Origin of the sequence: Variovorax paradoxus (assembly GCF_009755665.1) — a bacterium.
Classification (GTDB): Bacteria; Pseudomonadota; Gammaproteobacteria; order Burkholderiales; family Burkholderiaceae_C; genus Variovorax; species Variovorax paradoxus_G.
On sequence record NZ_CP046622.1, the window covers coordinates 4419390 to 4442405 of the forward strand.

Annotated in this window: 22 protein-coding genes; 8 read left to right on the plus strand and 14 right to left on the minus strand. The window is 65.9% G+C overall.

The window, feature by feature from the left end:
* The first annotated feature begins 61 nt into the window (after positions 1-61).
* Genes cyoA through trhA form a run of 8 tightly spaced genes read left to right on the plus strand, consistent with a single transcriptional unit; the run spans position 62 to position 7631 of the window.
* Complete coding sequence (cyoA, locus tag GOQ09_RS20635; RefSeq protein ID WP_157615276.1) at positions 62-1090, plus strand: ubiquinol oxidase subunit II; 1029 nt, start codon at positions 62-64, stop codon at positions 1088-1090.
* Positions 1087-3099 carry a cytochrome o ubiquinol oxidase subunit I gene (gene cyoB / locus GOQ09_RS20640; protein WP_157615278.1) on the plus strand — a complete coding sequence of 671 codons (2013 nt, stop codon included), beginning with the start codon at positions 1087-1089 and terminating at the stop codon, positions 3097-3099. Before cyoA ends, cyoB begins: the two co-directional genes overlap by 4 nt.
* The gene (gene cyoC, locus GOQ09_RS20645) at positions 3092-3757 is read left to right on the plus strand and encodes a cytochrome o ubiquinol oxidase subunit III (protein ID WP_157615280.1); all 666 of its coding nucleotides are present in this window, start codon (positions 3092-3094) and stop codon (positions 3755-3757) included. The genes cyoB and cyoC overlap by 8 nt, the downstream gene beginning before the upstream one ends.
* Positions 3754-4179, plus strand: a complete 426-nt coding sequence (cyoD, locus tag GOQ09_RS20650; protein WP_207309881.1) for a cytochrome o ubiquinol oxidase subunit IV — start codon at positions 3754-3756, stop codon at positions 4177-4179. The genes cyoC and cyoD overlap by 4 nt, the downstream gene beginning before the upstream one ends.
* A gap of 38 nt (positions 4180-4217) precedes the next feature.
* Positions 4218-5039, plus strand: a complete 822-nt coding sequence (locus GOQ09_RS20655; RefSeq protein WP_157616788.1) for an SURF1 family protein — start codon at positions 4218-4220, stop codon at positions 5037-5039.
* Positions 4996-6408 carry an ATP-binding protein gene (locus GOQ09_RS20660; RefSeq protein WP_157615282.1) on the plus strand — a complete coding sequence of 471 codons (1413 nt, stop codon included), beginning with the start codon at positions 4996-4998 and terminating at the stop codon, positions 6406-6408. Before GOQ09_RS20655 ends, GOQ09_RS20660 begins: the two co-directional genes overlap by 44 nt.
* Entirely contained in the window at positions 6405-6953 is a 549-nt protein-coding gene (locus tag GOQ09_RS20665) for a response regulator transcription factor (RefSeq protein WP_157615284.1), read from the plus strand. The genes GOQ09_RS20660 and GOQ09_RS20665 overlap by 4 nt, the downstream gene beginning before the upstream one ends.
* A 15-nt stretch (positions 6954-6968) precedes the next feature.
* Positions 6969-7631: a PAQR family membrane homeostasis protein TrhA gene (trhA, locus tag GOQ09_RS20670; protein ID WP_157615285.1), complete on the plus strand. Its 663-nt coding sequence runs from the start codon at positions 6969-6971 to the stop codon at positions 7629-7631.
* Positions 7632-7971: 340 nt separating this feature from the next.
* Here the strand turns inward: trhA and GOQ09_RS20675 are convergent, their stop codons facing one another.
* The 14 genes from GOQ09_RS20675 to GOQ09_RS20740 all read right to left on the minus strand — a co-directional run bounded on the left by GOQ09_RS20675 (position 7972) and on the right by GOQ09_RS20740 (position 22993).
* Positions 7972-8196, minus strand: coding sequence for a SlyX family protein (locus GOQ09_RS20675; protein ID WP_126748443.1), 225 nt, complete (start codon positions 8194-8196; stop codon positions 7972-7974).
* Between the two features lie 4 nt (positions 8197-8200).
* Positions 8201-9652 (minus strand): AAA family ATPase, encoded by a 1452-nt coding sequence (locus GOQ09_RS20680; RefSeq protein WP_157615287.1) that lies wholly within the window; start codon positions 9650-9652, stop codon positions 8201-8203.
* 89 nt (positions 9653-9741) lie between these two features.
* Positions 9742-12258: an ABC transporter permease gene (locus tag GOQ09_RS20685; protein WP_157615289.1), complete on the minus strand. Its 2517-nt coding sequence runs from the start codon at positions 12256-12258 to the stop codon at positions 9742-9744.
* Positions 12259-12329: 71 nt separating this feature from the next.
* Entirely contained in the window at positions 12330-13202 is an 873-nt protein-coding gene (locus tag GOQ09_RS20690; RefSeq protein WP_157615291.1) for a formate dehydrogenase accessory sulfurtransferase FdhD, read from the minus strand.
* Positions 13199-13615, minus strand: a complete 417-nt coding sequence (locus GOQ09_RS20695) for a hypothetical protein (RefSeq protein WP_157615293.1) — start codon at positions 13613-13615, stop codon at positions 13199-13201. Before GOQ09_RS20695 ends, GOQ09_RS20690 begins: the two co-directional genes overlap by 4 nt.
* Positions 13612-14832 (minus strand): formate dehydrogenase subunit gamma, encoded by a 1221-nt coding sequence (locus GOQ09_RS20700; RefSeq protein WP_157615295.1) that lies wholly within the window; start codon positions 14830-14832, stop codon positions 13612-13614. The genes GOQ09_RS20695 and GOQ09_RS20700 overlap by 4 nt, the downstream gene beginning before the upstream one ends.
* An 11-nt stretch (positions 14833-14843) precedes the next feature.
* Positions 14844-15098 (minus strand): hypothetical protein, encoded by a 255-nt coding sequence (locus tag GOQ09_RS20705; RefSeq protein ID WP_157615296.1) that lies wholly within the window; start codon positions 15096-15098, stop codon positions 14844-14846.
* Positions 15095-15718: a formate dehydrogenase FDH3 subunit beta gene (gene fdh3B / locus GOQ09_RS20710; protein WP_157615298.1), complete on the minus strand. Its 624-nt coding sequence runs from the start codon at positions 15716-15718 to the stop codon at positions 15095-15097. The genes GOQ09_RS20705 and fdh3B overlap by 4 nt, the downstream gene beginning before the upstream one ends.
* Positions 15719-15727: 9 nt before the next feature.
* Entirely contained in the window at positions 15728-18715 is a 2988-nt protein-coding gene (locus tag GOQ09_RS20715) for a formate dehydrogenase subunit alpha (protein WP_157615300.1), read from the minus strand.
* Positions 18716-18729: 14 nt separating this feature from the next.
* Positions 18730-18960, minus strand: coding sequence for a formate dehydrogenase (locus GOQ09_RS20720; protein WP_157615302.1), 231 nt, complete (start codon positions 18958-18960; stop codon positions 18730-18732).
* 111 nt (positions 18961-19071) lie between these two features.
* Positions 19072-19689, minus strand: coding sequence for a TorD/DmsD family molecular chaperone (locus GOQ09_RS20725; protein WP_157615303.1), 618 nt, complete (start codon positions 19687-19689; stop codon positions 19072-19074).
* Positions 19686-21836 (minus strand): 4Fe-4S dicluster domain-containing protein, encoded by a 2151-nt coding sequence (locus GOQ09_RS20730; RefSeq protein ID WP_207309882.1) that lies wholly within the window; start codon positions 21834-21836, stop codon positions 19686-19688. The genes GOQ09_RS20725 and GOQ09_RS20730 overlap by 4 nt, the downstream gene beginning before the upstream one ends.
* Positions 21760-22431, minus strand: coding sequence for a DUF3306 domain-containing protein (locus tag GOQ09_RS20735; protein WP_157615304.1), 672 nt, complete (start codon positions 22429-22431; stop codon positions 21760-21762). The genes GOQ09_RS20730 and GOQ09_RS20735 overlap by 77 nt, the downstream gene beginning before the upstream one ends.
* Positions 22424-22993 carry a DUF3305 domain-containing protein gene (locus GOQ09_RS20740; RefSeq protein ID WP_157615306.1) on the minus strand — a complete coding sequence of 190 codons (570 nt, stop codon included), beginning with the start codon at positions 22991-22993 and terminating at the stop codon, positions 22424-22426. The genes GOQ09_RS20735 and GOQ09_RS20740 overlap by 8 nt, the downstream gene beginning before the upstream one ends.
* Between the last annotated feature and the right edge of the window lie 23 nt (positions 22994-23016).

The following is a 23016-nucleotide window of genomic DNA, read 5'->3' on the forward strand; positions in this document are numbered from 1 at the left end:
CGCAACCTTTGGTCGTAGATTGTGGGGTCTTTGCGCAGCCCCTGCACTTCTTTCTTTCGGCATGCCCACCCTCAAATCTCTTCGGCGATGGTCCTTGTTGCTTCCCCTTGCCTTGCTGGCAGGCTGCAACACGGTGCTCATGAATCCTCCCGGCGACATCGCCAATCAGCAGGGGCGGCTCATCGTCGTCTCGACCGTGCTGATGCTGATCATCATCGTTCCGGTGATCGCGCTGACGCTCTTCTTCGCCTGGCGCTATCGCCAGTCGAACAAGGAGGCCGACTACAGCCCCGACTGGGACCACTCCACCCAGCTCGAACTCGCGATCTGGGGCGCGCCGCTCCTGATCATCATCGCGCTGGGTGCCATCACCTGGATCAGCACGCACACGCTCGACCCGTACCGTCCACTGAGCCGGCTCGACGCCGAGCGCCCGATTCCCGCCGAAGCCAAGCCGCTGGTGGTCGAAGTGGTGGCGCTCGACTGGAAGTGGCTCTTCATCTACCCCGAGCAGGGTTTTGCCACGGTGAACGAAATGGCCGCGCCGGTCGACCGGCCGATCACTTTCAAGATCACCGCCTCCTCGGTGATGAACTCCTTCTTCATTCCCGCGCTCGCCGGCCAGATCTACGCCATGCCGGGCATGGAGACCAAGCTGCACGCCGTCATCAACAAGCCCGGCGAGTTCGAGGGCTTCTCGGCCAACTACAGCGGCGCCGGCTTCTCGGGCATGCGCTTCAAGTTCCACGGCCTGAGCAACACCGACTTCGACCAGTGGGTGCGGAAGGTCAAGGCGGGCAAGGACGGCGAACTCACGCGCGAGCAGTACAAGAAGCTCGAAGTGCCGAGCGAGCGGGAGCCGGTGCGGCACTACGCCACCGTGGCCCCTGACCTGTACGACGCCATCCTCAATCTCTGCGTGGACCGCAACAAGATGTGCATGAAGGAAATGATGGCCATCGACGCGAGTGGCGGGCTGGGCAAGCCCGGCGCGTTCAACATTGCCACCATGCAGGCCTGGCAGGCTGACACCCTCATCAATTCGCCAAGGCGCAAGTACGTCACGGCGATGTGCACCACCGAAGAATGACGATGCTCGAAAACCTTGACCTGACGAAGCTTGTCTTCGGCCGCCTCACGTGGGAGGCGATTCCATACCACGAGCCCATTCTGCTGGCGACCTTTGCGGCCGTGGTGCTGGGCGGCCTTGCCATCCTGGGCGCCGTTACCTACTTCAAGCTCTGGGGCACCATCTGGCGCGACTGGATCACGAGCATCGACCACAAGAAGATCGGCATCATGTACATCGTGCTCGGCCTTGTCATGCTGCTGCGCGGCTTTGCCGACGCACTCATGATGCGGGCCCAGCAAGCCGTTGCCTTCGGCGACAACGCCGGCTTCCTGCCGCCGCACCACTACGACCAGATCTTCACCGCGCACGGCGTGATCATGATCTTCTTCGTGGCCATGCCGCTGGTCACGGGCCTTATGAACTTCGTGGTGCCGCTGCAGATAGGCGCGCGCGACGTGGCTTTTCCGTTCCTGAACAACTTCAGCTTCTGGATGACCACCTTCGGCGCCGGCCTGGTGATGGCGTCGCTCTTCGTGGGCGAGTTCGCCAAGACCGGCTGGCTGGCCTACCCGCCGCTCTCGGGCATTCTGTTCAGTCCCGACGTAGGGGTCGACTACTACATATGGTCGCTGCAGATAGCGGGGGTAGGTACCCTGCTCTCGGGCGTCAACCTGCTGGCCACCATCGTGAAGATGCGCGCGCCGGGCATGACCATGATGAAGATGCCGGTGTTCACCTGGACCGCCCTGTGCACCAACGTGCTCATCGTGGCCGCCTTCCCGGTCCTCACCGCCGTGCTCGCGCTGCTGTCGCTCGACCGCTATGCCGGCACCAACTTCTTCACGAACGATCTCGGCGGCAACGCCATGATGTACGTGAACCTGATCTGGATCTGGGGCCACCCCGAGGTGTACATCCTCATCCTGCCGGCCTTCGGCATCTTCTCCGAAGTGGTGTCCACCTTCAGCGGCAAGCGCCTCTTCGGCTACGCCTCGATGGTGTACGCCACCATCGTGATCACCATCCTGTCGTACCTCGTCTGGCTGCACCACTTCTTCACCATGGGCTCCGGCGCCAGCGTGAATTCGTTCTTCGGCATCACGACGATGATCATCTCGATACCGACGGGCGCGAAGATCTTCAACTGGCTCTTCACCATGTACCGCGGCCGCATCCGCTTCGAGCTGCCCATGATGTGGACTGTCGGCTTCATGGTCACCTTCGTGATCGGCGGCATGACGGGCGTTCTGCTCGCAGTGCCCCCGGCCGACTTCGTGCTGCACAACAGCCTGTTCCTCATCGCCCACTTCCACAACGTGATCATCGGCGGCGTGCTGTTCGGAATGCTGGCGGGCATTACCTACTGGTTCCCCAAGGCCTTCGGCTACAAGCTCGATCCGTTCTGGGGCAAGTGCTCGTTCTGGTTCTGGCTCGTGGGCTTCTGGGTCGCGTTCATGCCGCTGTATGTGCTGGGCCTGATGGGCGTCACGCGCCGCATGAGCCACTTCCAGGACATGTCGCTGCAGTTCTGGTTCCAGGTCGCGGCCTTCGGCGCGGTGCTGATCGCACTGGGCATTGCGTCGTTCCTGATCCAGTTGGTGGTGAGCTTCGTGCGCCGCGAGTCGCTGCGCGACACCACGGGCGACCCGTGGAACGGCCGCACGCTCGAATGGTCGACCTCGTCGCCGCCGCCGGCCTACAACTTCGCGTTCACGCCGCGCATCCATGACAACGACGCCTGGACCGACATGAAGCGCCGCGGCTATGCCCGCCCGCTCGAAGGCTTCACGCCCATCCACATGCCCAAGAACACCAGCGCGGGCTTCATCATCGCGGCCTTGGCAGCGGTCTGCGGCTTTGCGTTGATCTGGCAGATGTGGCTCGTGGCGGGCATCGGCTTTGTCGCCATGCTGGCCGCCGTGATCATTCACACCTTCAACTACAAGCGCGACTACTACATTCCCGCGGAAGATGTCGTCCGTACCGAAGCCGAACGCACGCGCCTCCTGGCAGCAGCCCATGTCTGATACCACCGCCCTCCACTCCCCCGCGGCCGGCCACGCCCACAGCGACCAGACGGGCAAGCCGCCCGTGTTCGAGCTGTTCCACGTCGGCAACGACCACCACCCAGAGAACGGCACGCTGCTCGGGTTCTGGCTCTACCTGATGAGCGACTGCCTCATCTTCGCCTGCCTGTTCGCGGTGTACGGCGTGCTGGGCCGCAGCTACGCGGCCGGCCCCTCGGGCGCCGACCTGTTCGACCTGCCGCTGGTGGCCGTCAACACCTCGCTGCTGCTGCTCTCTTCCATTACCTACGGCTTCTCGATGCTGGAGATGCAGAAGAAGCGCATGGGCGGCACGCTGGTGTGGCTTGCCATCACGGGCCTGCTGGGTGCCGGCTTCATCGGCCTGGAGCTCTACGAGTTCGCGCACCTCATCCATGAAGGCGCGGGCCCGCAGCGCAGCGCATTCCTGTCGTCGTTCTTCGCGCTGGTCGGCACCCACGGCCTGCACGTGACCTTCGGCATCATCTGGCTGGTCGTGCTGATGTTCCAGTTGCCCAAGCACGGCTTCACCGCCGCCAACCGCCGCCGCCTGATGTGCCTGTCGATGTTCTGGCACTTCCTGGACGTGGTGTGGATCGGCGTCTTCACCTTCGTTTATCTGATGGGATCGATGGCATGAGCACCGCCCACACCAACACTGCCGCCGCGCACGGCCACGACGCGCACCACGAGCACCATGCACACGACGACCATCACGACGATGGCCCCGTGAGCCACAGCACCTTCAAGGGCTACATGACCGGCTTCGTGCTGGCCGTGATCCTGACCGCGATTCCGTTCTGGCTCGTGATGGGCAAGGTGCTTGTCAACACGCACACCACTTCGCTCATCATCCTCGGCTTTGCCGCGGTGCAGATCGTCGTGCACATGATCTACTTCCTGCACATGGACGCCAAGTCCGAGAGCGGGTGGAACATGCTGGCGCTGATCTTCACCATCGTGCTCGTCGTCATCACGCTGGCCGGCTCGCTCTGGGTCATGTACCACATGAACGCCAACATGATGCCGATGTCGGTGCACGACATGAAGAACATGCCTTGACGACGACCCTGCCGCCAGACCACAGCACCCGCAACACAATGGCCGCACGGCAGCGCTCCACGGCCGCGCGGGTGATCTTCATGGTCTGCGCGGCGCTTGCCTTTGCCGGCTTTGTCGCGCTCGGCAACTGGCAGGTCGAGCGCAGGGCCTGGAAGCTCGATCTCATCGCCCGCGTCGAACAGCGCGTGCACGCGCCGCCCTCCGAAGCCCCAGCGCGCGACCGCTGGCCGCAGATCAGCGCGGCCGCCGACGAATACCGTCACCTGCGCATCACCGGCACTTTTCTGCACGACAAGGAGACCCTGGTGCAGGCCAGCACCCGCCTCGGCGCCGGCTTCTGGGTGCTGACGCCGCTGCAGGCGGCCGATGGCACCACGGTGCTGGTCAACCGCGGCTTCGTGCCGCCCGAGGCACGCGAGCGCTCGTCGCGCACGGCCACCGAGCCCAAGGGCGAGACCGCCGTGACCGGCCTGCTACGCATCACCGAGCCCAAGGGCGGCTTCCTGCGCAAGAACGACCCGGCCGCCGATCGCTGGTTCTCGCGCGACGTGCAGGCCATTGCCGCCGCGCGCGGCCTGGACAATGCGGCGCCCTACTTCATCGATGCCGAGGCCATGCCCTCCCCCCAAGGCACGGCACCGGCATGGCCCGCTGGCGGCCTCACGGTCATCGCCTTTCCCAACAGCCATCTCGTCTATGCCATTACCTGGTACGGCCTGGCGCTGATGGTCGCGGGCGCGGCATGGTTCGTGTGGCGTGACGATCGCCGCCGCAAGCTCGCCAACTCAGCCGACCGCAGCGGCGACAATGCCTCTCATGCCGACGGAAGACACCGCCAAGACGGCCCCCGCCCCGACTGAAGTCTCCGCCGTAGCGGGGGAACTGCACGCGCCCCGCGCGGGCGTCGCAAGCCTGGACAACGCCACCGGCCACAAGAACATGCAGCAGCTGATCCAGCTGCGTTGGTTTGCGGTGGTCGGGCAGGTGATCACCATCCTGTTCGTGCACTACGGCTTCGGCATCCGGCTGCCGCTCGATCAGATGCTGCTGGTGCTGGCGTGCCTGGCCCTCTTCAACGTGGTGAGCCTGCTGCGCTCGCGCACCCTTCGCAAGGTGACCAACGGCGAGCTGTTTCTTGCGTTGCTGGTCGACGTGGCCACGCTCACCGCGCAGCTTTACCTGAGCGGCGGCGCGACCAATCCGTTCGTTTTTCTGTATCTCTTGCAGGTCATTCTGGGCGCGGTGCTGCTCAAGGCATGGTCGACATGGACCATCGTGGTCATTGCCAGCCTGTGCTTTGCAGGGCTGGCGCTTTTCTCGCGCCCGCTCGCGCTGCCGCTCGACCACGACCGCGGACTCTGGAGCCCTTATGTGCAGGGCATGCTGATCTGCTTTGCGCTCAACGCGGCGCTGCTGGTGGTGTTCATCACGCGCATCAGCCGCAACCTGCGCGCGCGCGATGCACGGCTGGCCGACCTGCGACAACGCGCATCGGAAGAAGAGCACATCGTTCGCATGGGCCTGCTCGCATCGGGCGCCGCGCATGAGCTGGGCACGCCGCTTGCCACGCTGGCAGTGATCCTCGGCGACTGGCGCCGCCTGCCGCATTTCAGTTCAGACCCCGAGCTGCTGACCGAAGTGGCCGAGATGGAGCTGCAGATCCAGCGCTGCAAGAGCATCGTGAGCGGCATCCTGCTGTCGGCTGGCGAAGCGCGGGGCGAATCGTCCGAAGAAACGACGGTGAGCACCTTCCTCGACGAACTGGTGGAGGAATGGCGCACCACACGCCCTGTGGAAGAGTTCGACTACGACAACCGTTTTGGCCGCGACCTGCCCATGGTTTCCGACTCGGCCGTGAAGCAGATGATCTGCAACGTGCTCGACAATGCGCTGGAAGCCTCGCCGCACTGGTTGCGCCTGGAAGTGGTGCAAGACGCCGATGCGCTGACGCTCACTGTCACCGATGCAGGGCCGGGTTTTCCGCCCGCGATGCTGAAGCAGTTCGGCAAGCCCTACCAGTCGAGCAAGGGCCGGCCGGGCGGCGGGCTCGGGCTGTTCCTGGTGGTGAACGTGGCGCGCACGCTCGGAGGCCGGGTGGCGGTGCGCAACCGGCCCGAAGGCGGCGCCACTGTGGCCATTACGCTGCCGCTATCGGCGGTGGTGCTGGAGGAAGAGGACGATGAAGCCATGGACGACACCATTGCCATGACTGGAACCACAAGCCCATGACGGACGCCGCCGAAGCCGAGCGCCAGTTGCTGATCGTCGAGGACGACGCGGCCTTTGCGCGCACGCTTGGCCGCTCGTTCGAGCGCCGCGGCTATGCGGTCACGCACGCAAGCAATGCCGACGAGGTCGAAACGCTGCTGCAAGGCCATTCGCCCGGCTACGCGGTGGTCGACCTGAAGCTCAACGGCGAGGCCTCGGGCCTGGCCTGCGTGCAGATGCTGCACCGGCACAACCCCGAGATGCTGATCGTGGTGCTCACAGGTTTTGCGAGCATTGCCACGGCCGTGGAGGCCATCAAGCTGGGCGCCTGCCACTATCTTGCCAAGCCCTCCAACACCGACGACATCGAAGCCGCGTTCGGCCGGGCGACGGGCACCACCGAGGTAGAGTTGACCAACCGCTCGACGTCGATCAAGACGCTGGAGTGGGAGCGCATTCACGAGACGCTTGCCGAGACGGGCTTCAACATTTCGGAGACCGCGCGGCGGCTTGGCATGCACCGGCGCACGCTGGCGCGCAAGCTCGGCAAGCAGCAAGTCAAATAGCAAGGCGACATCGACATGAACTCCGGCAAGCCGACATCCGCAGTGCGTAGCCAGACCACGCTGGAAGAGATCTTCAACTCACTGAGCCACGGCCTCGGCCTGCTGCTGGCCATTGCGTCGCTGCCTATCCTGGTCTACAGCGCCGCGCAGAAGGGGCAGGCCGCCAACATCGTCGGTGCCTCGCTCTTCGCAGGCACGGCCATCGTGCTGTATCTCATTTCGACGCTGTACCACGCGCTGCCTACCGGCAAGGCCAAGGCGTGGTTCAACCGACTCGACCACGCAGCCATCTACCTGTTCATCGCGGGCAGCTACATGCCATTTCTGTTCGGTGTGCTGCGTGGGCCATGGGGCTGGACGCTGTTCGGAGCCATCTGCGCGGCGGCGGCGCTGGGCGTGGGTGCCAAGCTGTTCAACCGGCTGCAGCATCCGCTGTGGTCGACCGGGCTCTATGTGGCAATGGGCTGGATGGCGTTGATGGCGGCGGTGCCGCTGTACGAACGCATGTCGCCGGCAGGGCTGGGTTGGCTCGTGGCCGGTGGGCTGTTCTACACCGCCGGTGCGGTGGTCTTCTTGTTCGACAACAAGGTGCGGTTTGCCCACTTTGTATGGCACCTGTTCGTGTTGGCTGGTAGTTCTTGCCACTTCTTTGCTGTGCTCTGGCATTCGCACGGCTGATCTTGTTCTTGGCGCTGTTGGTCAGGGCGCCGTTGTTCAGGGCGCCGTTGTTCAGGGCGCGTGCAAAGGCCACCGGGTACTCCCCTCCGCGAATGTCCCCCGCCTTCGGCTCCTCCTTTATTTCGCTGCGCGGAGCACCCGATGCCCTGTGCACTTGGACGCGCTGCTGGTGTACCGCTGATCAACCTCCGCTCTGTGCAACGCACCCGCTGGCGGGGTGCCTTGCGCAGCGAAATAAAGGAGGAGGCCGCAGGCCGGGGGACATTCGCGGAGAAAGGTACCCCGTCGGCGGGTGCGCCGCCCTGAACAGCAGCGCCGAAAACTGCAGGAGCAGCCCTCCTCAGTAATGCGGCGGCAACTCATCCCGCAAGCTGCGCGCCGCCCCTTCCTGCCCCGCGTTCTGGCTCTGCTGTTTCAGCTGCGTCACCTGAAGAATCAAGCTGTCGATCTGCTGCTGTTGACGATAGATCGTCATGTTCAGCTGCTCCAGCAGGTCTTCCGCGTAGCTCGACTTGATCTCGAGTTCAGTCAGCCGCTCTGCAATGTCGTCCGGTAGGTGTTCCATGCCTCTATTGGACAGGAACCGCCGCCAGAGCGCTTTCGTCGACTGATGCAGCGGCCTCGTTCACCATGCGGCTCAGCATGAGCGCGGCCCGCAATGGATACAGCGTGCGCTCATCTCCCTCTGCCTTGTTGCTCACGATGGTGCCGGTCGACGGCCCCATGCTGGCCGTGCGCACCGCATCGGGCCGATGAACCGGCACCATGAACGGCGAGTGAGTGGTGTAGATGATCTGGTTGCCGAAGTCCCGCTCGAAGTGCTCGAGCAGGTCGGCCTGCGAGCGCGCATGCAGGTGCAGGCCGGGCTCGTCCAGCAGCAGGATGGCATCGCCTGCACGGCCGCCCTTTGTGTCCGCAAAGAAGGTGACGTAGAACGAGAAGAACCATTGGAAGCCGCGGCTGCGCTCGTCGAGGTTCACTTCCACCTCGTAGGTGTCGTCGGGATCGGACACCAGCGTGTCCATGTACGGCCCGTCGAGGTTGAAGCGCACCTTGAGCTCACGGTCCTTCCACAACCTGCGGATCTCCGAAGTGACGACGGCGCCCGCGCGATTGACGAGCTGGTTGCGCGTGGCAAGGTCGTTCTTGTCGAGCAGGTCCTGCAACTGCTGCGGGTCGAGTCCGGCCACCTTGCAGAGCTTTTCGAAGCCCTGCTGCTCAGGCGCCGCCTGGCCCCAGCCCTTGCGCACCAGGTAGTCCGCAATGTTCTGGCGGCCGGGCAGTGCCGGATATTCGTCCACGTAGATGAAGCGCGGCAGCTTCTCGAGCACCCATTGCTTCGCCTTTGCGAGCGCCGGCGTGTCGTTGGCAATCGCACGGGCCATGTCCTCCAGTTCGAGCAGCATCTGCTCCTGCTTGTCGCTGAGCTCGGCATCCGCAACGGCCAGCGCCTTGCGCAAGGTTTGCAGCGCCTTGACCGCGCCTTCCGACCACCGGATGTAGTCGGGGCTCAGGATCATGGCGGCGTCGAAGGCGTCGGCCTCCTGCTCCAGCGTCGCCCTTGCCTCCTCGGCGACTTTCTCGGCCGCGGCCTTCACCGCCGGCACGATCTTGCGGACCTTGCCCTTGATGTCCGACACGTCGAGCGACAACTCCGCCAGGCCTTCGAGCCCCGTCCAGCGCGCCGTGCCGTAGCCGCGACCGGCGGTGACGTGCCGCACGTTGGCCGCGCGTGGAAGCATCTCCGTGAGCTCGGCCCGCTCGCCCTCGTCGAGGGCCCAGCGTGTGGCAACGACCGGTGTATCGGCCTGGCACTCTTCAAGGCGGCGGTGCCGCGGAAAGTCCTTGATCGGGCTGAGCTCGGTCATGCCTTCGGCGGGGTTCAGGCTGTGCAGCGCGCGCAGCAGGTTCGACTTGCCGCTGTCGTTGCGGCCGAGGATCGCGGTGAGCTGCGTGGAATCGATGGAGCCGCTGTCGTTGATCGAGCGAAAGTTGGTGATCTGGAATGACGCCAAGCGCATGTAGGGGGGTTCTCATCGAATGAATGCAGGGCCGGGGAATGTATTGCATTCCCAGGCCCTTCCCGCCCGCGACCGAAGAAAAAAATCTATTACTCGGCCGCGCGCCGCAGCGTGTCCACCACCGGCCTGCGCAACACGTCGCGCAAGCCCCACCATCCCGCGGCCAGCGCCAGCACGGCGCCCGCGAGCGCACCGGCCACCGGCACCACGGGCGATGCGGTCCAGGTGAAGTCGAACACGTAGCGCGCAAGCCCCCAACCGATAACGGAGGCCACGATGCTCGCCAGGAAGCCGGCGAGCAGGCCGACACCGGCCAGCTCCGCGCGCTGCACCTGGCGCAGCAAACTGGCGCGGGCGCCGACCGCGCGCATCACCGCGAACTCGCGGGCGCGCTCTTCGCGCGTGGCGGTGACCGCGGCAAACAGCACCACAAGGCCCGCCGCAAGCGTGAAGCCGAAGAGGAACTCGACCGCGCGAATCACCTGGTCGAGCACGCGCTGCACCTGGTTGATGGTGGCGCTCATGTCCACGTTGGTCACATTGGGGTAGCTGCGCACCAGCGCGTTGTCGAAGCCCCGGGTTTCGGGTGCGCGGAAGGCGCCCATGTAGGTCACGGGCACGTCGGGCAAAGCGGCCACGGTGTACATCACGAAGAAGTTCGCATGCATCGAACCCCAGTCGACCTTGCGCAGAGATGTGATGCGCGCATCGTTCTGCATGCCGCCGATGTCGAAGCGCAGCACGTCGCCCAGCTTGAGGCCAAGCGTTTCGGCCAGGCCTTCTTCCACGCTCACTTCGCCGGGCGCATCGGGCTTCCACGCACCCGCCACGATGCTGTTGTGCGCCGGTGCCTCCACGCTGTTGCTGAGGTTGAACTCGCGATCCACCAGGCGCTTGGCGCGGTCTTCCACGTAGTCGTCGGGCGACACCGGCTTGTCGTTGATGGCCACCAGCCGGCCGCGGATCATCGGGTACCAGTCGAACTTGCGCACGCCGGCGTCGCGCAGCGATTTCTGGAACGCGGTGCTCTGGTCGGGCATGACGTTGATGACAAAGCGGTTGGGCGCATCGGGCGGCGTGGCCCTGCGCCAGCTCGCCACGAGGTCGGTGCGCAGCAGCACCAGCAGCACCAGTGCAAGCAGGCCGACCGCCAGCGCGCTGACTTGCACCACCGCATAGGCCGGCCGCGCCGAGATCTGGCGCGTGGCCAGCACCAGCCAGCGCGGCGCGGTTGTTTCGTTGACGCTGCGGCGCAGCACCTTCACAGCCAGCCAGCTCAGCAGAGCGAACACGGCCACGGCGCCCGCAAAGCCGCCCACGGCGATCAGGCCGAGCTTCAGGTCGCTGCTGGCCGCAATCAGCAATGCGGCAAAGCCGGCGACGCCAATACCCAGCACCGCGAGCGATGCGGGCTTGAGCCCGCCGACATCGCGCCGGATCACCCGCAGGGGGGGCACCTTGGCCAGCTGCAGAACCGGCGGCAGGCCGAAGGCGAACAGCAGCGTGAGCCCCATGCCCAGGCCGAAGGCCACGGGCCACAAGGTGGCTGCCGGCAGCGCCGTTTCGACCAGCCCCGCAAGCAGCACCACGAACACGTAGTGCACGGCAAAGCCGATGGCCACGCCAAGACCGCTGGCGACGATGCCGACGACTGCGAACTCGAACGAATACGCCATGGCGATGGTGCGCTGGCTCTGGCCGAGCACGCGCAGCATCGCGCAATCATCGAGATGGTTGGCCGCAAAGCCGCGCGCGGCCAGCGCCACGGCCACGGCCGAGAGCAGCGCCGCGAGCAGCGCGACCAGGCTCAGGAATTTCTCGGCCCGGTCCAGCGTCTGCCGCATTTCGGGGCGTCCGCCTTCGAAGGAGTCGAGCCGCACGCCGCGCATTTCGCCCTTCTTGATGGTGGCCTCGGCCCAATCGGAAAAGCGCTTGACGTCTGCATCGTCGCCCGCGACGGCATAGCGGTAGCCGACACGGCTCGCGGGCTGCACGAGCCTGGTGCGCGGCACGTCGGCCTGGTTGAGCATGACGCGCGGCGAAAAGCTCATGAAACCCGCGCCACGGTCGGGCTCGAGCGTGATCACGCGTCCGATGCGCAGGCTGCTGTCGCCAAGAAGAAGCATGTCTCCCACCTTGAGCGCGAGCGAATCGAGCAGCGAGGCATCGACCCACACCTCGCCCGCCGGGGGAATGTCGCGCGTGATGCTGCCGGACGCATCGGCCGCATTCGCAGTTTGCAGGTTGCCGCGCAACGGGTAGCCCGCGGTCACGGCTTTCAGCGCCACCAGCTTGCTGGCGCCGCCCTGGGCGTCGTCGGCCCGTGCCATGGTGGGAAAGCCGTAGGTGCTGGTGCCCTGGAGGCCGTACGCGCGTGCCTGCGCAATGAAAGCCTCAGGCGTGGGGTTGTCGCTTACTACCACGGCGTCGCCGCCGAGCAGCTGCCGCGCGTCGCGCTGCAAGCCTCCCTGCAATCGGTCGGCAAAGAAGCCGACCGCCGTGAGGGCGGCCACGGCCAGCAGCACGGCAACGATCAAGAGGCGCAGTTCGCCGGCGCGCAAATCGCGCCAGAGGGTGCGCCAGCCAAGGCGGAGGGAGGCATTCATGGGCGAGACGATAGCCGACGCGGGCGCGCCGGCGCCTTTCAGGGACTTACCGCGAGTAGGGAGAACAGCCCTTAGGCCGGACTGCGGCGCGCGAGTTCCGGCTGCAGCACGAGCCGGTCGACCCCTGCATAGCAGACAAAGTGCCGGTTGGTGGCACGGCCGATGGCGCAGAGGCCGACGCGCGTGGCCACCTCATGGCCCATTTGCGTGATGCCGCTGCGCGAAACCACGATGGGCACGCCCATTTGCGCCGACTTGATCACCATTTCGCTCGTGAGCCGGCCGGTCGTGTAGAAAACGCGGTCGCCCGCCAGCGCGCCAGCCGGCTGCATGGCGCACCAGCCCGCAATGGTGTCGATGGCGTTGTGCCGGCCCACGTCTTCGACGAAGCAGTGCATCGTGGCCTCGGTACCGCCGGGCTCGAGCGTGAACAGCGCACAGCCGTGCACCGAGCCGGCCGACTTGTAGGTGCTCTCCTGGAGCCGGATGGCATTGACCAGCGCATAGAGCTGCGCCTGTGTCATGCGGGTGGGCGGCAGCTGGAGCTTGTCGATGTCGGCCATCAGGTCGCCGAACACGCTGCCCTGGCCGCAGCCGGTGGTCACCACCTTCTTTGCGGTGCGCTCTTCGATGCGGTCGATGCCGGCGTGCGTCTTGACGGCCGCGGCGCCCACCTCCCAATCGACCGTGACCGACTCGACGTCGCTGGCCGATTCGATGAGGCGCTGGTTCAGCAGGTAGCCCAGCACCAGCAGTTCGGGCTGGGCGCCGAGCGTCATCAGCGTGACCAGCTCGCGCCGGTCCACATACACGGTGAGGTCGCGCTCGGCCGGAATGGAAACGGTGCCGCGCGCGCCATGCTCATCGACGACCTCGACCTCGCGCGTGAGCGCGGCGCGGGCCTCGGTAAGACGCGGAAGCTGCAACGGCAAACGCGTCGTCACTGCGCCTTGGGCGTGGGATTGACGGTGGCCGCCGGCTGGTTGGTGCTGGGCGGCGATGCGGCCGTGGGGGCGGGCGAATGCGCGCCCGAAACCTCGAGCGGCTTGGCTTGCTCCACCGGCGGCGTATAGGCGAAGGGCCCGGGGTCGGTGCAAGGCGGCATTGCGGCGGCCGTGGGCACCGGCTTGCCGGCGGCGGCCGCACTGGCGCGGTACCTTGCGGCCACGCGGTCCTGCGCCAGGCAGAGCTTGTAGGAGTCGACCTTTCCGCTCCACGCCGTCTTGGCGGCGGCTTCAGCGGCCTTGGCCTTGGCCTCAGGCGTGGCGGGCGGCGGCGGCAGCTTGGCCCATGCGATGGGCGCGGCCAGCGCAAGCACCAGCGCGGAAAGCTTCAACGATACAGACAGCTTCTTCATGAGGACGTTCCTTCGGCGGGCCGCGGCGCCCGCACTGCGACAGGTGCCGACGCATCGGCCGGAACCGTGCGCTGCGCGGGAATCTTGCCCGCGGCAATGTCGTCGTACCAGAGTTCGTGGTGTTCCTTGGCCCATGTCTCGTCGACATAGCCGGTGCGCATGGCCTTGTAGGCGCCCGTCATGCCGAGCGTGCCGATGTAGATGTGGCCCATGATCATCGCCATCATCAGCAGCGTTGCAACGCCGTGGATCATGTGCGCCACCTGCATCTCGCCGCGGGTGTAGACGAAGCCCGGCAGCAGCTTGTCGAGGAAGAGCCCCGAGCCGATGACGAAGAGCCCAAGGAACAGCACGCCGCCCCAGAAGACCAGCTTCTCGCCCGCGTTGAAGCGGTGCGAAGGCACTTCCTTGCCGCCGAAGAGGCCGCCGAAACGCGCAAGCCATTTCAGGTCCATCGCGTGCGGAATGTTGTCGCGGATGAAGGTGAACACCATGAACACCGTCGTTACCACGAACAGCGGGCCGACAAAGTTATGGACGTTCTTGAGCGCGTAGGTAATCCAGCCGAACAGCGTCAAGCCCATCCATGGCAAGAGGAAGAACTTGCCGAACGCCATCACGATGCCGGAGATGGCGAGCGTGACGAACGCGAAGGCGTTCGACCAGTGCGTGGCCCGCTCGAACGGCGTGAAGCGCTCGATCTTGCGGCCAGTTTCCTGGCCGTGCAGGCGAATGGGCCCGCGCGTGAAATAGAAGATGGCCAGTGCCAGCAGCGTGACGAACAGCAGCGCCGCGCCGTAGGGAATGATCCAGTCGTTGCGCACCTGGCGCCAGGCTTCGCCGGCATTGGTGAAGCGCGACCCGGGGTACTGCACGAACGGCTGGATCAGGTTGCCGGCCTCGGGCGCCTCGCTTTTCGGCAGGCTGCTGTAGCCGTTAACGCCCTGCCCCACCTGCCGCCACATGGGCGCGTTGTTGCCGGGCTGCACCTTCATGCGCTCGCCGTTGGTCTGGTTCGGGTAATTCGGGTCGGCGCTCGCTTCGGGCTTGACCTCGAAGATGTTCTGGCCGCGAATGCCGCCTGCGGCGGGCGCCGGTGCGGCGGCTGCGGCAGGTGCCGGTGCGGCCGTGGTTCCCGGTGCGGCCGGCGGCTGCGCCTGCGCAAGGGCCGAGCCCAGCGCGGCGGAAAGAACGAGAGCGGTCAGCGCTTGCTTCATGGGCTCTCCGTTCAGTTCTCTTTGTTGTATTCGTTCTGCCCGTTTTGCGTGCGGGTCTTGAGCTGCTGCTGCCAGGCGGTCTTGTCGCCGACCTTCCAGTCGGGCGCGGTGAACACCGTGCCGGCGTTCTCCTTGGTGCCGGTGCCGCTCCACGGAACGGCGTCGTGCTTCACGCCCTGCGCGTTGGTCTGCGGCTTTTCGCCGCAGGCCGCCAGGAAGGTTGCGACCAGCGCAACGCCCAGGACGACGAGGCCCTGCCGCTTCACTTCTGCACCCCGTTCGCCGGCGGCGTGCCTGCTTGCTGCGAACCGTAGGCGGTGCCCCAGCCCCACACTTCGGCGCCCTTGCCGCGCTGCACGACGCGGGTGCGGAAGATGTCGGCGACCACGTCGCCGTCGCCGGCCAGGAGGGCCTTGGTCGAGCACATCTCGGCGCAGGCCGGCAGCTTGCCTTCGGCCAGCCGGTTGCGGCCGTACTTTTCAAATTCGGCTTCGGAGCCGTTGGCCTCGGGGCCGCCGGCGCAGAAGGTGCACTTGTCCATCTTGCCGCGCACGCCGAAGGTGCCTTGCGAGGGGAACTGCGGTGCGCCGAACGGGCAGGCGTACGAGCAGTAGCCGCAGCCGATGCACACGTCCTTGTCATGCAGCACCACGCCTTCGTCGGTGCGGTAGAAGCATTGCACCGGGCACACGGCCATGCAGGGTGCGTCGGAGCAATGCATGCAGGCCACCGAGATCGACTTTTCGCCCGGCACCCCGTCGTTCAGCGTGACCACGCGGCGGCGGTTAACGCCCCACGGCACTTCATTTTCGTTCTTGCAGGCAGTGACGCAGCCGTTGCATTCGATGCAGCGTTCCGAGTCACACACAAATTTCATTCGCGCCATGGTGCTTCCTTATGCCTTTTCCACATTGCAGACCGTGGTCTTGGTCTCTTGCATCATGGTCACGCTGTCGTAACCGTAAGTCGTTGCGGTATTGATGGCTTCGCCGCGTACCACCGGGGCAGCGCCCGCCGGGTAGTAGCCGAGCATGTCGACGCCCTGCCAGCGGCCCGAGAAGTGGAACGGCATGAAGACCGTGTCGGGCCCCACGCGCTCTGTGACCAGGGCCTGCACGTTGAGCTTTGCGCCGGTGGGCGTGTGCACCCAGGCGCGCTCGCCGTTGCGAATGCCCTTCTCGGCCGCGACCTTCGGGTTGATCTCGATGAACATCTCCTGCTGCAGTTCCGCGAGCCAGGGATTCGAGCGGGTTTCCTCGCCGCCGCCTTCGTACTCGACCAGTCGGCCCGAGGTCATGATGTACGGGAATTTCTCGTGCACCTTGTCGGCGATGTTCTTCTGCTGCACGGTCTTGTAGAGCGTGGGCAGGCGCCAGAACGCCATCTTGTCGTCGTGCGTCGGGTACTTGGCCATCAAGTCGGGCCTGTTGCCGTACAGCGGCTCGCGGTGCTGCGGAATCGCGTCCGGAAAGTTCCAGACCAATGCGCGCGCCTTGGCATTGCCGAACGGGTGGCAGCCGTGGTTCTTCATGAACACGCGAATCATGCCGCCCGAGCTGTCGGTCTTCCAGTTCTTGCCCTCGGCCTTCGGCTTCTCGGCCTCGGTGAGTTCGTCCCACCAGCCCAGCTTCTTGAGCAGCACGTGGTCCAGCTCAGGGTAGCCGGTGGTGATATCGGCACCCACCGAATGCGAGCCGTCTTCGGCCAGCAGGTTCTTGCCATCGCGTTCCACGCCGAAGTTCGCGCGGAAGTTGCCGCCGCCGTCCATCACGTGCTTGGAGGTGTCGTAGAGATTCGGCGAACCCGGGTGCTTGAGCTCGGGCGTGCCGAAGCAGGGCCACGGCAGGCCGAAGTAGTCGCCCGTCATGTCGTAGCCGTTGACCTTGTCCTTGGTGCCGCCCTTGGCCTTGAGCGTGCGCACGTCGAAGGCGCCCATGTTGCGCATGTGAGCCTGCAGCCGCTCGGGGCTCTGCCCCGTGTAGCCGATGGTCCAGACGCACTTGTTGATTTCGCGCAGGATGTCGTCGGGCACGGGCTCGTCCATGCCCTTGACCTTCTGCATCTTGTAGTTCTTGCTCAGTTCCTTGCCGAAGCCCAGGCGGTCGGCGAACTGCTGCATGATCATGTGGTCGCTGCGGCTCTCCCACAGCGGCTCGATCACCTTCTCGCGCCACTGGAGCGAGCGGTTGGACGCGGTGACGGAACCGCTGGTCTCGAACTGCGTGCAGGCCGGCAGCAGGTAGACGGCGCGGCTCGGATTCTGGTCTTCCGGCCGGCCCGGCATCGCGGCCATGGCCGCCGTTGCCGAAGGGTACGGGTCGACCACCACAAGCAGGTCGAGCTTGTCCATGGCGCGCTTCATCTCGAGACCGCGCGTCTGCGAGTTGGGCGCATGGCCCCAATAGAACACGCCGCGCAGGTTCGAGTCCTGGTCGATCAGCTCGTTCTTCTCGAGCACGCCGTCGATCCAGCGCGACACGGTGATGCCGGGCTTGGTCATCATCGCGGGCGATGCGAAGCGGCCCTTGATCCATTCGTAGTCGACGCCCCATGCGGAAGCAAAGTGCTTCCAGGAGCCATCGACGATGCCGTAGTAGCCGGGCAGCGAATCGGGGTTCGGGCCCACGTCGGTGGCGCCCTGCACGTTGTCGTGGCCGCGGAAGATGTTGGTGCCGCCGCCCGACTTGCCGACGTTGCCGAGCGCAAGCTGCAGGATGCACGACGCGCGAACCATGGCATTGCCGATGGTGTGCTGGGTCTGGCCCATGCACCAGACGATGGTGCCCGGGCGGTTTTCGTTCAGCCAGGTCGCTACCTTGAGCACCTGGGCTTCAGGAACGCCGCAGGCCTCCTCGACCTTGTCCGGCGTCCACTTGGCGAGCACGTCCTCGCGCACCTTCTCCATGCCGAAGACGCGGTCGTTGATGTACTTCTTGTCTTCCCAGCCGTTCTTGAAGATGTGATGAAGCACGCCGAACAGGAACGGAATGTCCGAGCCCGAGCGGATGCGCACATATTCGTCGGCCTTGGCCGCGGTGCGCGTGAATCGCGGGTCGACCACGATCATCTTGCAGCCGTGCTCCTTGGCATGGAGCATGTGCAGCATGCTGACGGGGTGGGCCTCTGCGGCGTTGGAACCGATGTACAGCGCCACCTTGGCACCGCGCATGTCGTTGTACGAATTGGTCATGGCGCCGTAGCCCCATGTATTCGCAACGCCCGCAACGGTGGTCGAGTGGCAGATACGCGCCTGGTGGTCGCAGTTGTTGCTGCCCCAGAAACTCACGAACTTGCGCATCAGGTACGACTGCTCGTTGCTGTGCTTGGACGAGCCGATCCAGTAGATCGAATCGGGACCGCTGGCCTGGCGCAGTTCCTTCAGCCTGGCGGTGATTTCGTCGAGCGCCGTGTCCCAGCTGATGCGCTGGTACTTGCCGTCGACCAGCTTCATGGGATAGCGCAGCCGGTACTCGCCATGGCCGTGCTCGCGCAGCGCGGCGCCCTTGGCGCAATGGGCGCCCAGGTTGATGGGCGAGTCGAACACCGGCTCCTGGCGCACCCACACGCCGTTCTCCACCACGGCGTCGGAGGCGCAGCCTACCGAACAGTGGGAGCACACGGTGCGCTTGATTTCAACCTTGCCGGCGCCCACCGCGGTGGGTCGGGCATCGCCCGCCGCCTCGGCCTTGCGCATCAGCGTGAGCTGGCCCGCGGCCAACCCGACGCCTACGCCGAGGCCGGAGCGGCGCAGGAAGGCGCGCCGGTCCATGGTGGGCAGCGCGCCGGAAAGGCCGCGCCGCAGGCTGTGAATGAACGCGGAAGACTCGCGCTCCCCTTGCCGCGACACACTGTTCGCGGCGGTCGTTTTCTTGGTCAGCAACATCGTGGGTGTCCGCCTTAGGCCGAAGCGGTCTTGTAGTAGTGCTTGACGTGTTCGCTGAGCGAGTAGCCGCCGCCTTTTTCAGGCGCGGGCTTCAGCTCGGGAGCGGCAGCTTCGACGGCTGCGGGGGCCTCGGCCACCTTGGGAAGCACCGAAACCGCGGCGACCGCGGCACCTGCGGTGGCGGCGCCAAAAAAGAAACCTCGACGCGAGGCCGGCTTGATACCGGCCGCTTGGCTGTCCTGCATGTGATCTCCAGGAGTGGCTGGGGGCAAATCAGATGTGAACTGATCTTCGTACATCTGGATACTAGTCTAGACCCTAATTTCTAACAATCGTATTTCTACGGAGCAAAAAGCTCAGTCGAGCATGTCGAAGCCCTGGACTTCGACCTCGGCAAAGGCGCGGGTGAAACCGGCCAGGGACGCGTAGAAATGCGCCTTGGGATGCTGCGCGACGGCGTCGCACAAGACTGGCAGCCAGGACTGCAGGTGCGCTGAAAAAAACGCCTGCTGCTGCGCGAGGTTGGACACCGCCGCGTCGTCCCCTGCAATCAGGTAGCGCATCACTTCGAAGAGGCAGGCGACGTGGTCTTCGCTTTCGGACACGGCCTCGTCCCGCGCGAGGCCCAGCCGCGCCAGATCGGTGCGCAGCTGCGCCAGCGGCTTGTCGTTGAGAAAGCCGCTCAGGTAGTGCGAGCCGAACAGGTAGATCTCGGGCTTGCCCATGCCGCCGAAAAGCGCGTCGTATTCGGCATGCACTGCGGCGGCGTCGGTGCCGCGCGCCGTGCCAACCAGCTGGCGCCAGGGCTCCTCAAGGAAGGCACCGGCCGCCGGCGCCTCGGTGGGCGCCACGCTGAAGGCGCCGAGCAGCTCGGCGTCGGGCGCGGCATACCAGAGGCGCGCAAGCAGGCCGTAGACCTCGGCACGCGCAATCTCCTCGTCAAGCGCGGAGGTCATCGGGGGAAACTGGCTCATAGCTGCGTGATCTTCATTTCGTTCTGCGCGCTGTACAGGTCGATGACCCGGCAGTCGCTGCACATCTTGAGCCGCTCGAGCGCCTCGCCCTGGAACATGGCGTGGCCCGCCAGCTTGCCGAGCATCGCTTCGATGGCCTTCTGCGTGCCGAAGGGCTTGCTGCAGCGGATGCAGGCCCAGGGCTTGGCCTCGTTGAGCACCACGGGCTGCTTGCGCTCGGGGGCGGCCAACAGGCGCGGCACGAGCGCAATTGCGTTCTCGGGGCAGGTGGTTTCGCACAGGCCGCACTGCACGCAGTTCTTTTCGATGAACCGAAGCTGCGGCGCGTTCTGGTTGTCTTGCAGCGCGCTGGCGGGGCAGGCGCTCACGCAGGCCAGGCAGAGCGTGCAGGTGTCCTTGTTGACCGTGATCGCGCCGAAGGGGGAACCGGCGGGCAGCGGAATTGCGAGGGCTGGGGCGAGGGGTGCGGCCGCATCGTTCGACGGTGCCGCAAGCACTGGCGCCTGCGCCATCAGGTGGTCGAGGGTCATCTCCAGCGTGCCGCGCTTTTCCCCACCCACTGCAAAGCGTGCCGCGGCGGCCGGCACGCGCTGCCGTGTGGCGCGCAGGCCGGCCAGGGCCGCATCGAGCGCGGCCGGCGTGGCGGCCTCGACCAGGTGGAAATGCGTTCCGGTGTAGCCCAGGCCCATGAGCAGCGCCTGCGCAACGGCCATCTGCTTCTTCAATGCGTCGAGGTATTGCGGCGCCTCTTCGCCGGTGGAAAGCACCACCACTTGCGAGGCACCGAAGGCAACGGCGCTGAGCCAGAGATCGATGCCGGTGCTGGCGACATGCATCAGCGCCACGGGCAGCACATGCGCGGGCACGCCGGCCAGGCCGTCGCGCCTGCCGCGCGAGAGCTGCGCCGCACGGCCGAGTTGTTCGACCAGCGCCTGCCCGCCCTCTTCGTTGTGCAGCAGCACCGCGGCGTCGCGGCCGCCGGCCCCGGTGTAGGTGGACAGCAGCGTGCGCAGCTTGCGGCCCTGGTCGGGCGTGCGCGGATAGGTGTAGCCCAGCGCGCCGGTCGGGCACACGGTGGTGCAAGCGCCGCAGCCCACGCAAAGCTGCGGATTGACGACGATGCGCTGGCGTTCCTTGTCGCTGGAGATGGCATGCGCCGAGCACACCTCGACGCAGGCGTTGCAGCCCACCACCTCATTGCGGCTGTGGGCACAGAGCTTCTGCTTGTAGTCGAAGAACTTCGGCTTCTCGAACTCGCCCACCATTTCGCGCAGGCGCAGCAGGGTCGACAAGCCTTCGGCATGCGCGAGCCCGCCCGACAGGTGGAAATACCCCTGCGGCGCCGCATGCCAGTCGATCAGCGCGCTCACGCCCAGGTCGAGCACCAGGTCGAAATCGGCATCGAGCGCCTCGGGCGCGCGGCTGAAGTTGATGGCGCCGGCCACGGTGCAGGCCTTTTCGCAGTCGCGGTGCGAGCCGCATTTCGCCAGGTCGATCTGGTAGTCGAGCCCGATCGCCTGATCGGGGCAGGCGCCCAGGCAGGCGTTGCAGCGCGTGCACAGGTCGAGGTCGATGGGGTTGTCGCGCGTCCAGCGCAGCGAGAACTTGCCCAGCCAGCCTGTGAGCGCGCCGATGCGTCCCGCCATCACGGGCCAGCGGCGCTCCTGTCCGCCGCCGGCGGCGCCCGGGCCGGTGGAAAAGATGGAGACCTGCAGCGAATCCGCCACCAGCGCCGCGGCCTTCTCTGCCTGGTCGATCGGGCCGACGATGAGCAGGCGGCCCTGGCTCACGTAGCTCACGGTCGAAACCGGCTCGGGTTCGGGTAGGTGGGCCAGCGCCAGCAGGGCAGCAATCTTTGGGCTGGCGTTCTTCGCGTCGCGGCTCCAGCCGCCGGTCTCGCGGATGTTCACGAATCGGATCGGCGAGGTCGCGCCTTCGGTCTGTTCGGCCAGCTCGGTGAACAGCTTGCGCTCCTGCGTGCAGGCAACCACCACGTCGTCGCCCGAACGGATGGCGCGCTGGAAAGCGGGCGCCTCGCGGCGGCACAGGGTGGAGTGAAGGGGCAGCGACTCAGCCAGCGCCGCGCCGAGCGTCTTCGGCTCGAGCGGCATCGTCTGGTTGCAGTCGCAGATCAGCGTTGTGGTCATCGGTCTTCTGGCTTGCGGGCTGCGCATCGGCAACCTGCTGGCTGGGGAGGGAATCTCCCGGGTGCTCTGACTGTGCCACGTCCGTGGGCGCAGCGTCTTGCGGGGTTTCCGCTGATTTTCCGGCAGTTTCCTGCGCTTCTTTCTCTTCTTCCTCGTCGTCGAACAGCTTCAGGAACTTGGCGCTCGCCATCTGGCGCAGCACGTTGCCCGGAATCGGCGTCGACTGGGAGTAGTCGTCTATATAAGTGTCCATGCCGTCCATCACGTTGAACTGCGGGTCGGCAAAGAGCTTCTTGAAGGCGGTGTTCTTCACCTCGGGCGCGACGTTCCTGCCAACGAAGGGGCGGAAGTCGGACTCGGGCGTGAGCGCCTCGGCGTCGGCCAGCGTAGGCTGGGGAATCTCGGGCTGGGGGATCTCGGGCTGGCCTTCGGCGGGAAGCGCTGCCGCTGCCTCGGGCGCAGCGGGCATGGGCATGGCGGTTCCGGCGAGCGCATCCGCCGGGTTTTCGGCCTCTTGCGCAACAGCAGGAGCCGGCGCTTCTTCACGGGCTTCCTTCTTGCGCCGCGACCACCGGTCGAAAAAATTCTCAGGCATCGCCTGCTCCGCGTCCGCGCTTTTTCTCGGTCGACACGCTGGCCGCATTGCCGAAGCGGTCGACCAGCGGACGGAAACTCTCGGGCCGCTTGCGGCGCTTGGGCTCGATCACGTAGTGCGCCTGCACGAAATCGCGCATCCACTCGATCACCTCTTCGGGCGCGGGCACCTGCTCCACGGTTTCCTGCGCGTCGAGCCAGCGTCCGGCTTCGTTGTAGCTGAGGCTTACCACCACCGGCCTGGCCAGCGGCTCGTCGGCGATGGTGGGCTCTTCGTCCATGCGCCACAGCACGAACCAGCACGGCGCGGGCGTGGTGGCGTTCAGGTGGTAGCCCTCCACGTCATCGCGGAACAGTTCGGCCTTGAAGCCCGGGTGCAGCCAGCGCTGCGTGTTTTCGCCCGCTTCGAGCAGGCGCGGTTCGGTGCCGAAACCGGGCTGGTCGGGGCCGACGCTTTCGAGAATCCAGCGCCAGGATTGCCAGCGGCTCTCGACACGCTCGCGGCGCATCACGACGGCAACATCAATGGAGGGATTCATCCGCCAATCGTAGCGCCGCGGCATGGCGCTTCTGGTTTGAGGGTCAT

Excerpts from the sequence above, each read along its gene's own strand:
- cyoA (WP_157615276.1), top strand. The coding sequence starts at position 62 with ATGCCCACCCTCAAATCTCTTCGGCGATGGTCCTTGTTGCTTCCCCTT.
- cyoB (WP_157615278.1), top strand. The coding sequence starts at position 1,087 with ATGACGATGCTCGAAAACCTTGACCTGACGAAGCTTGTCTTCGGCCGC.
- cyoC (WP_157615280.1), top strand. The coding sequence starts at position 3,092 with ATGTCTGATACCACCGCCCTCCACTCCCCCGCGGCCGGCCACGCCCAC.
- cyoD (WP_207309881.1), top strand. The coding sequence starts at position 3,754 with ATGAGCACCGCCCACACCAACACTGCCGCCGCGCACGGCCACGACGCG.
- GOQ09_RS20655 (WP_157616788.1), top strand. The coding sequence starts at position 4,218 with ATGGCCGCACGGCAGCGCTCCACGGCCGCGCGGGTGATCTTCATGGTC.
- GOQ09_RS20660 (WP_157615282.1), top strand. The coding sequence starts at position 4,996 with ATGCCGACGGAAGACACCGCCAAGACGGCCCCCGCCCCGACTGAAGTC.
- GOQ09_RS20665 (WP_157615284.1), top strand. The coding sequence starts at position 6,405 with ATGACGGACGCCGCCGAAGCCGAGCGCCAGTTGCTGATCGTCGAGGAC.
- trhA (WP_157615285.1), top strand. The coding sequence starts at position 6,969 with ATGAACTCCGGCAAGCCGACATCCGCAGTGCGTAGCCAGACCACGCTG.
- GOQ09_RS20675 (WP_126748443.1), bottom strand. The coding sequence starts at position 8,196 with ATGGAACACCTACCGGACGACATTGCAGAGCGGCTGACTGAACTCGAG.
- GOQ09_RS20680 (WP_157615287.1), bottom strand. The coding sequence starts at position 9,652 with ATGCGCTTGGCGTCATTCCAGATCACCAACTTTCGCTCGATCAACGAC.
- GOQ09_RS20685 (WP_157615289.1), bottom strand. The coding sequence starts at position 12,258 with ATGAATGCCTCCCTCCGCCTTGGCTGGCGCACCCTCTGGCGCGATTTG.
- GOQ09_RS20695 (WP_157615293.1), bottom strand. The coding sequence starts at position 13,615 with ATGAAGAAGCTGTCTGTATCGTTGAAGCTTTCCGCGCTGGTGCTTGCG.
- GOQ09_RS20700 (WP_157615295.1), bottom strand. The coding sequence starts at position 14,832 with ATGAAGCAAGCGCTGACCGCTCTCGTTCTTTCCGCCGCGCTGGGCTCG.
- fdh3B (WP_157615298.1), bottom strand. The coding sequence starts at position 15,718 with ATGGCGCGAATGAAATTTGTGTGTGACTCGGAACGCTGCATCGAATGC.
- GOQ09_RS20715 (WP_157615300.1), bottom strand. The coding sequence starts at position 18,715 with ATGTTGCTGACCAAGAAAACGACCGCCGCGAACAGTGTGTCGCGGCAA.
- GOQ09_RS20720 (WP_157615302.1), bottom strand. The coding sequence starts at position 18,960 with ATGCAGGACAGCCAAGCGGCCGGTATCAAGCCGGCCTCGCGTCGAGGT.
- GOQ09_RS20725 (WP_157615303.1), bottom strand. The coding sequence starts at position 19,689 with ATGAGCCAGTTTCCCCCGATGACCTCCGCGCTTGACGAGGAGATTGCG.
- GOQ09_RS20730 (WP_207309882.1), bottom strand. The coding sequence starts at position 21,836 with ATGACCACAACGCTGATCTGCGACTGCAACCAGACGATGCCGCTCGAG.
- GOQ09_RS20735 (WP_157615304.1), bottom strand. The coding sequence starts at position 22,431 with ATGCCTGAGAATTTTTTCGACCGGTGGTCGCGGCGCAAGAAGGAAGCC.
- GOQ09_RS20740 (WP_157615306.1), bottom strand. The coding sequence starts at position 22,993 with ATGCCGCGGCGCTACGATTGGCGGATGAATCCCTCCATTGATGTTGCC.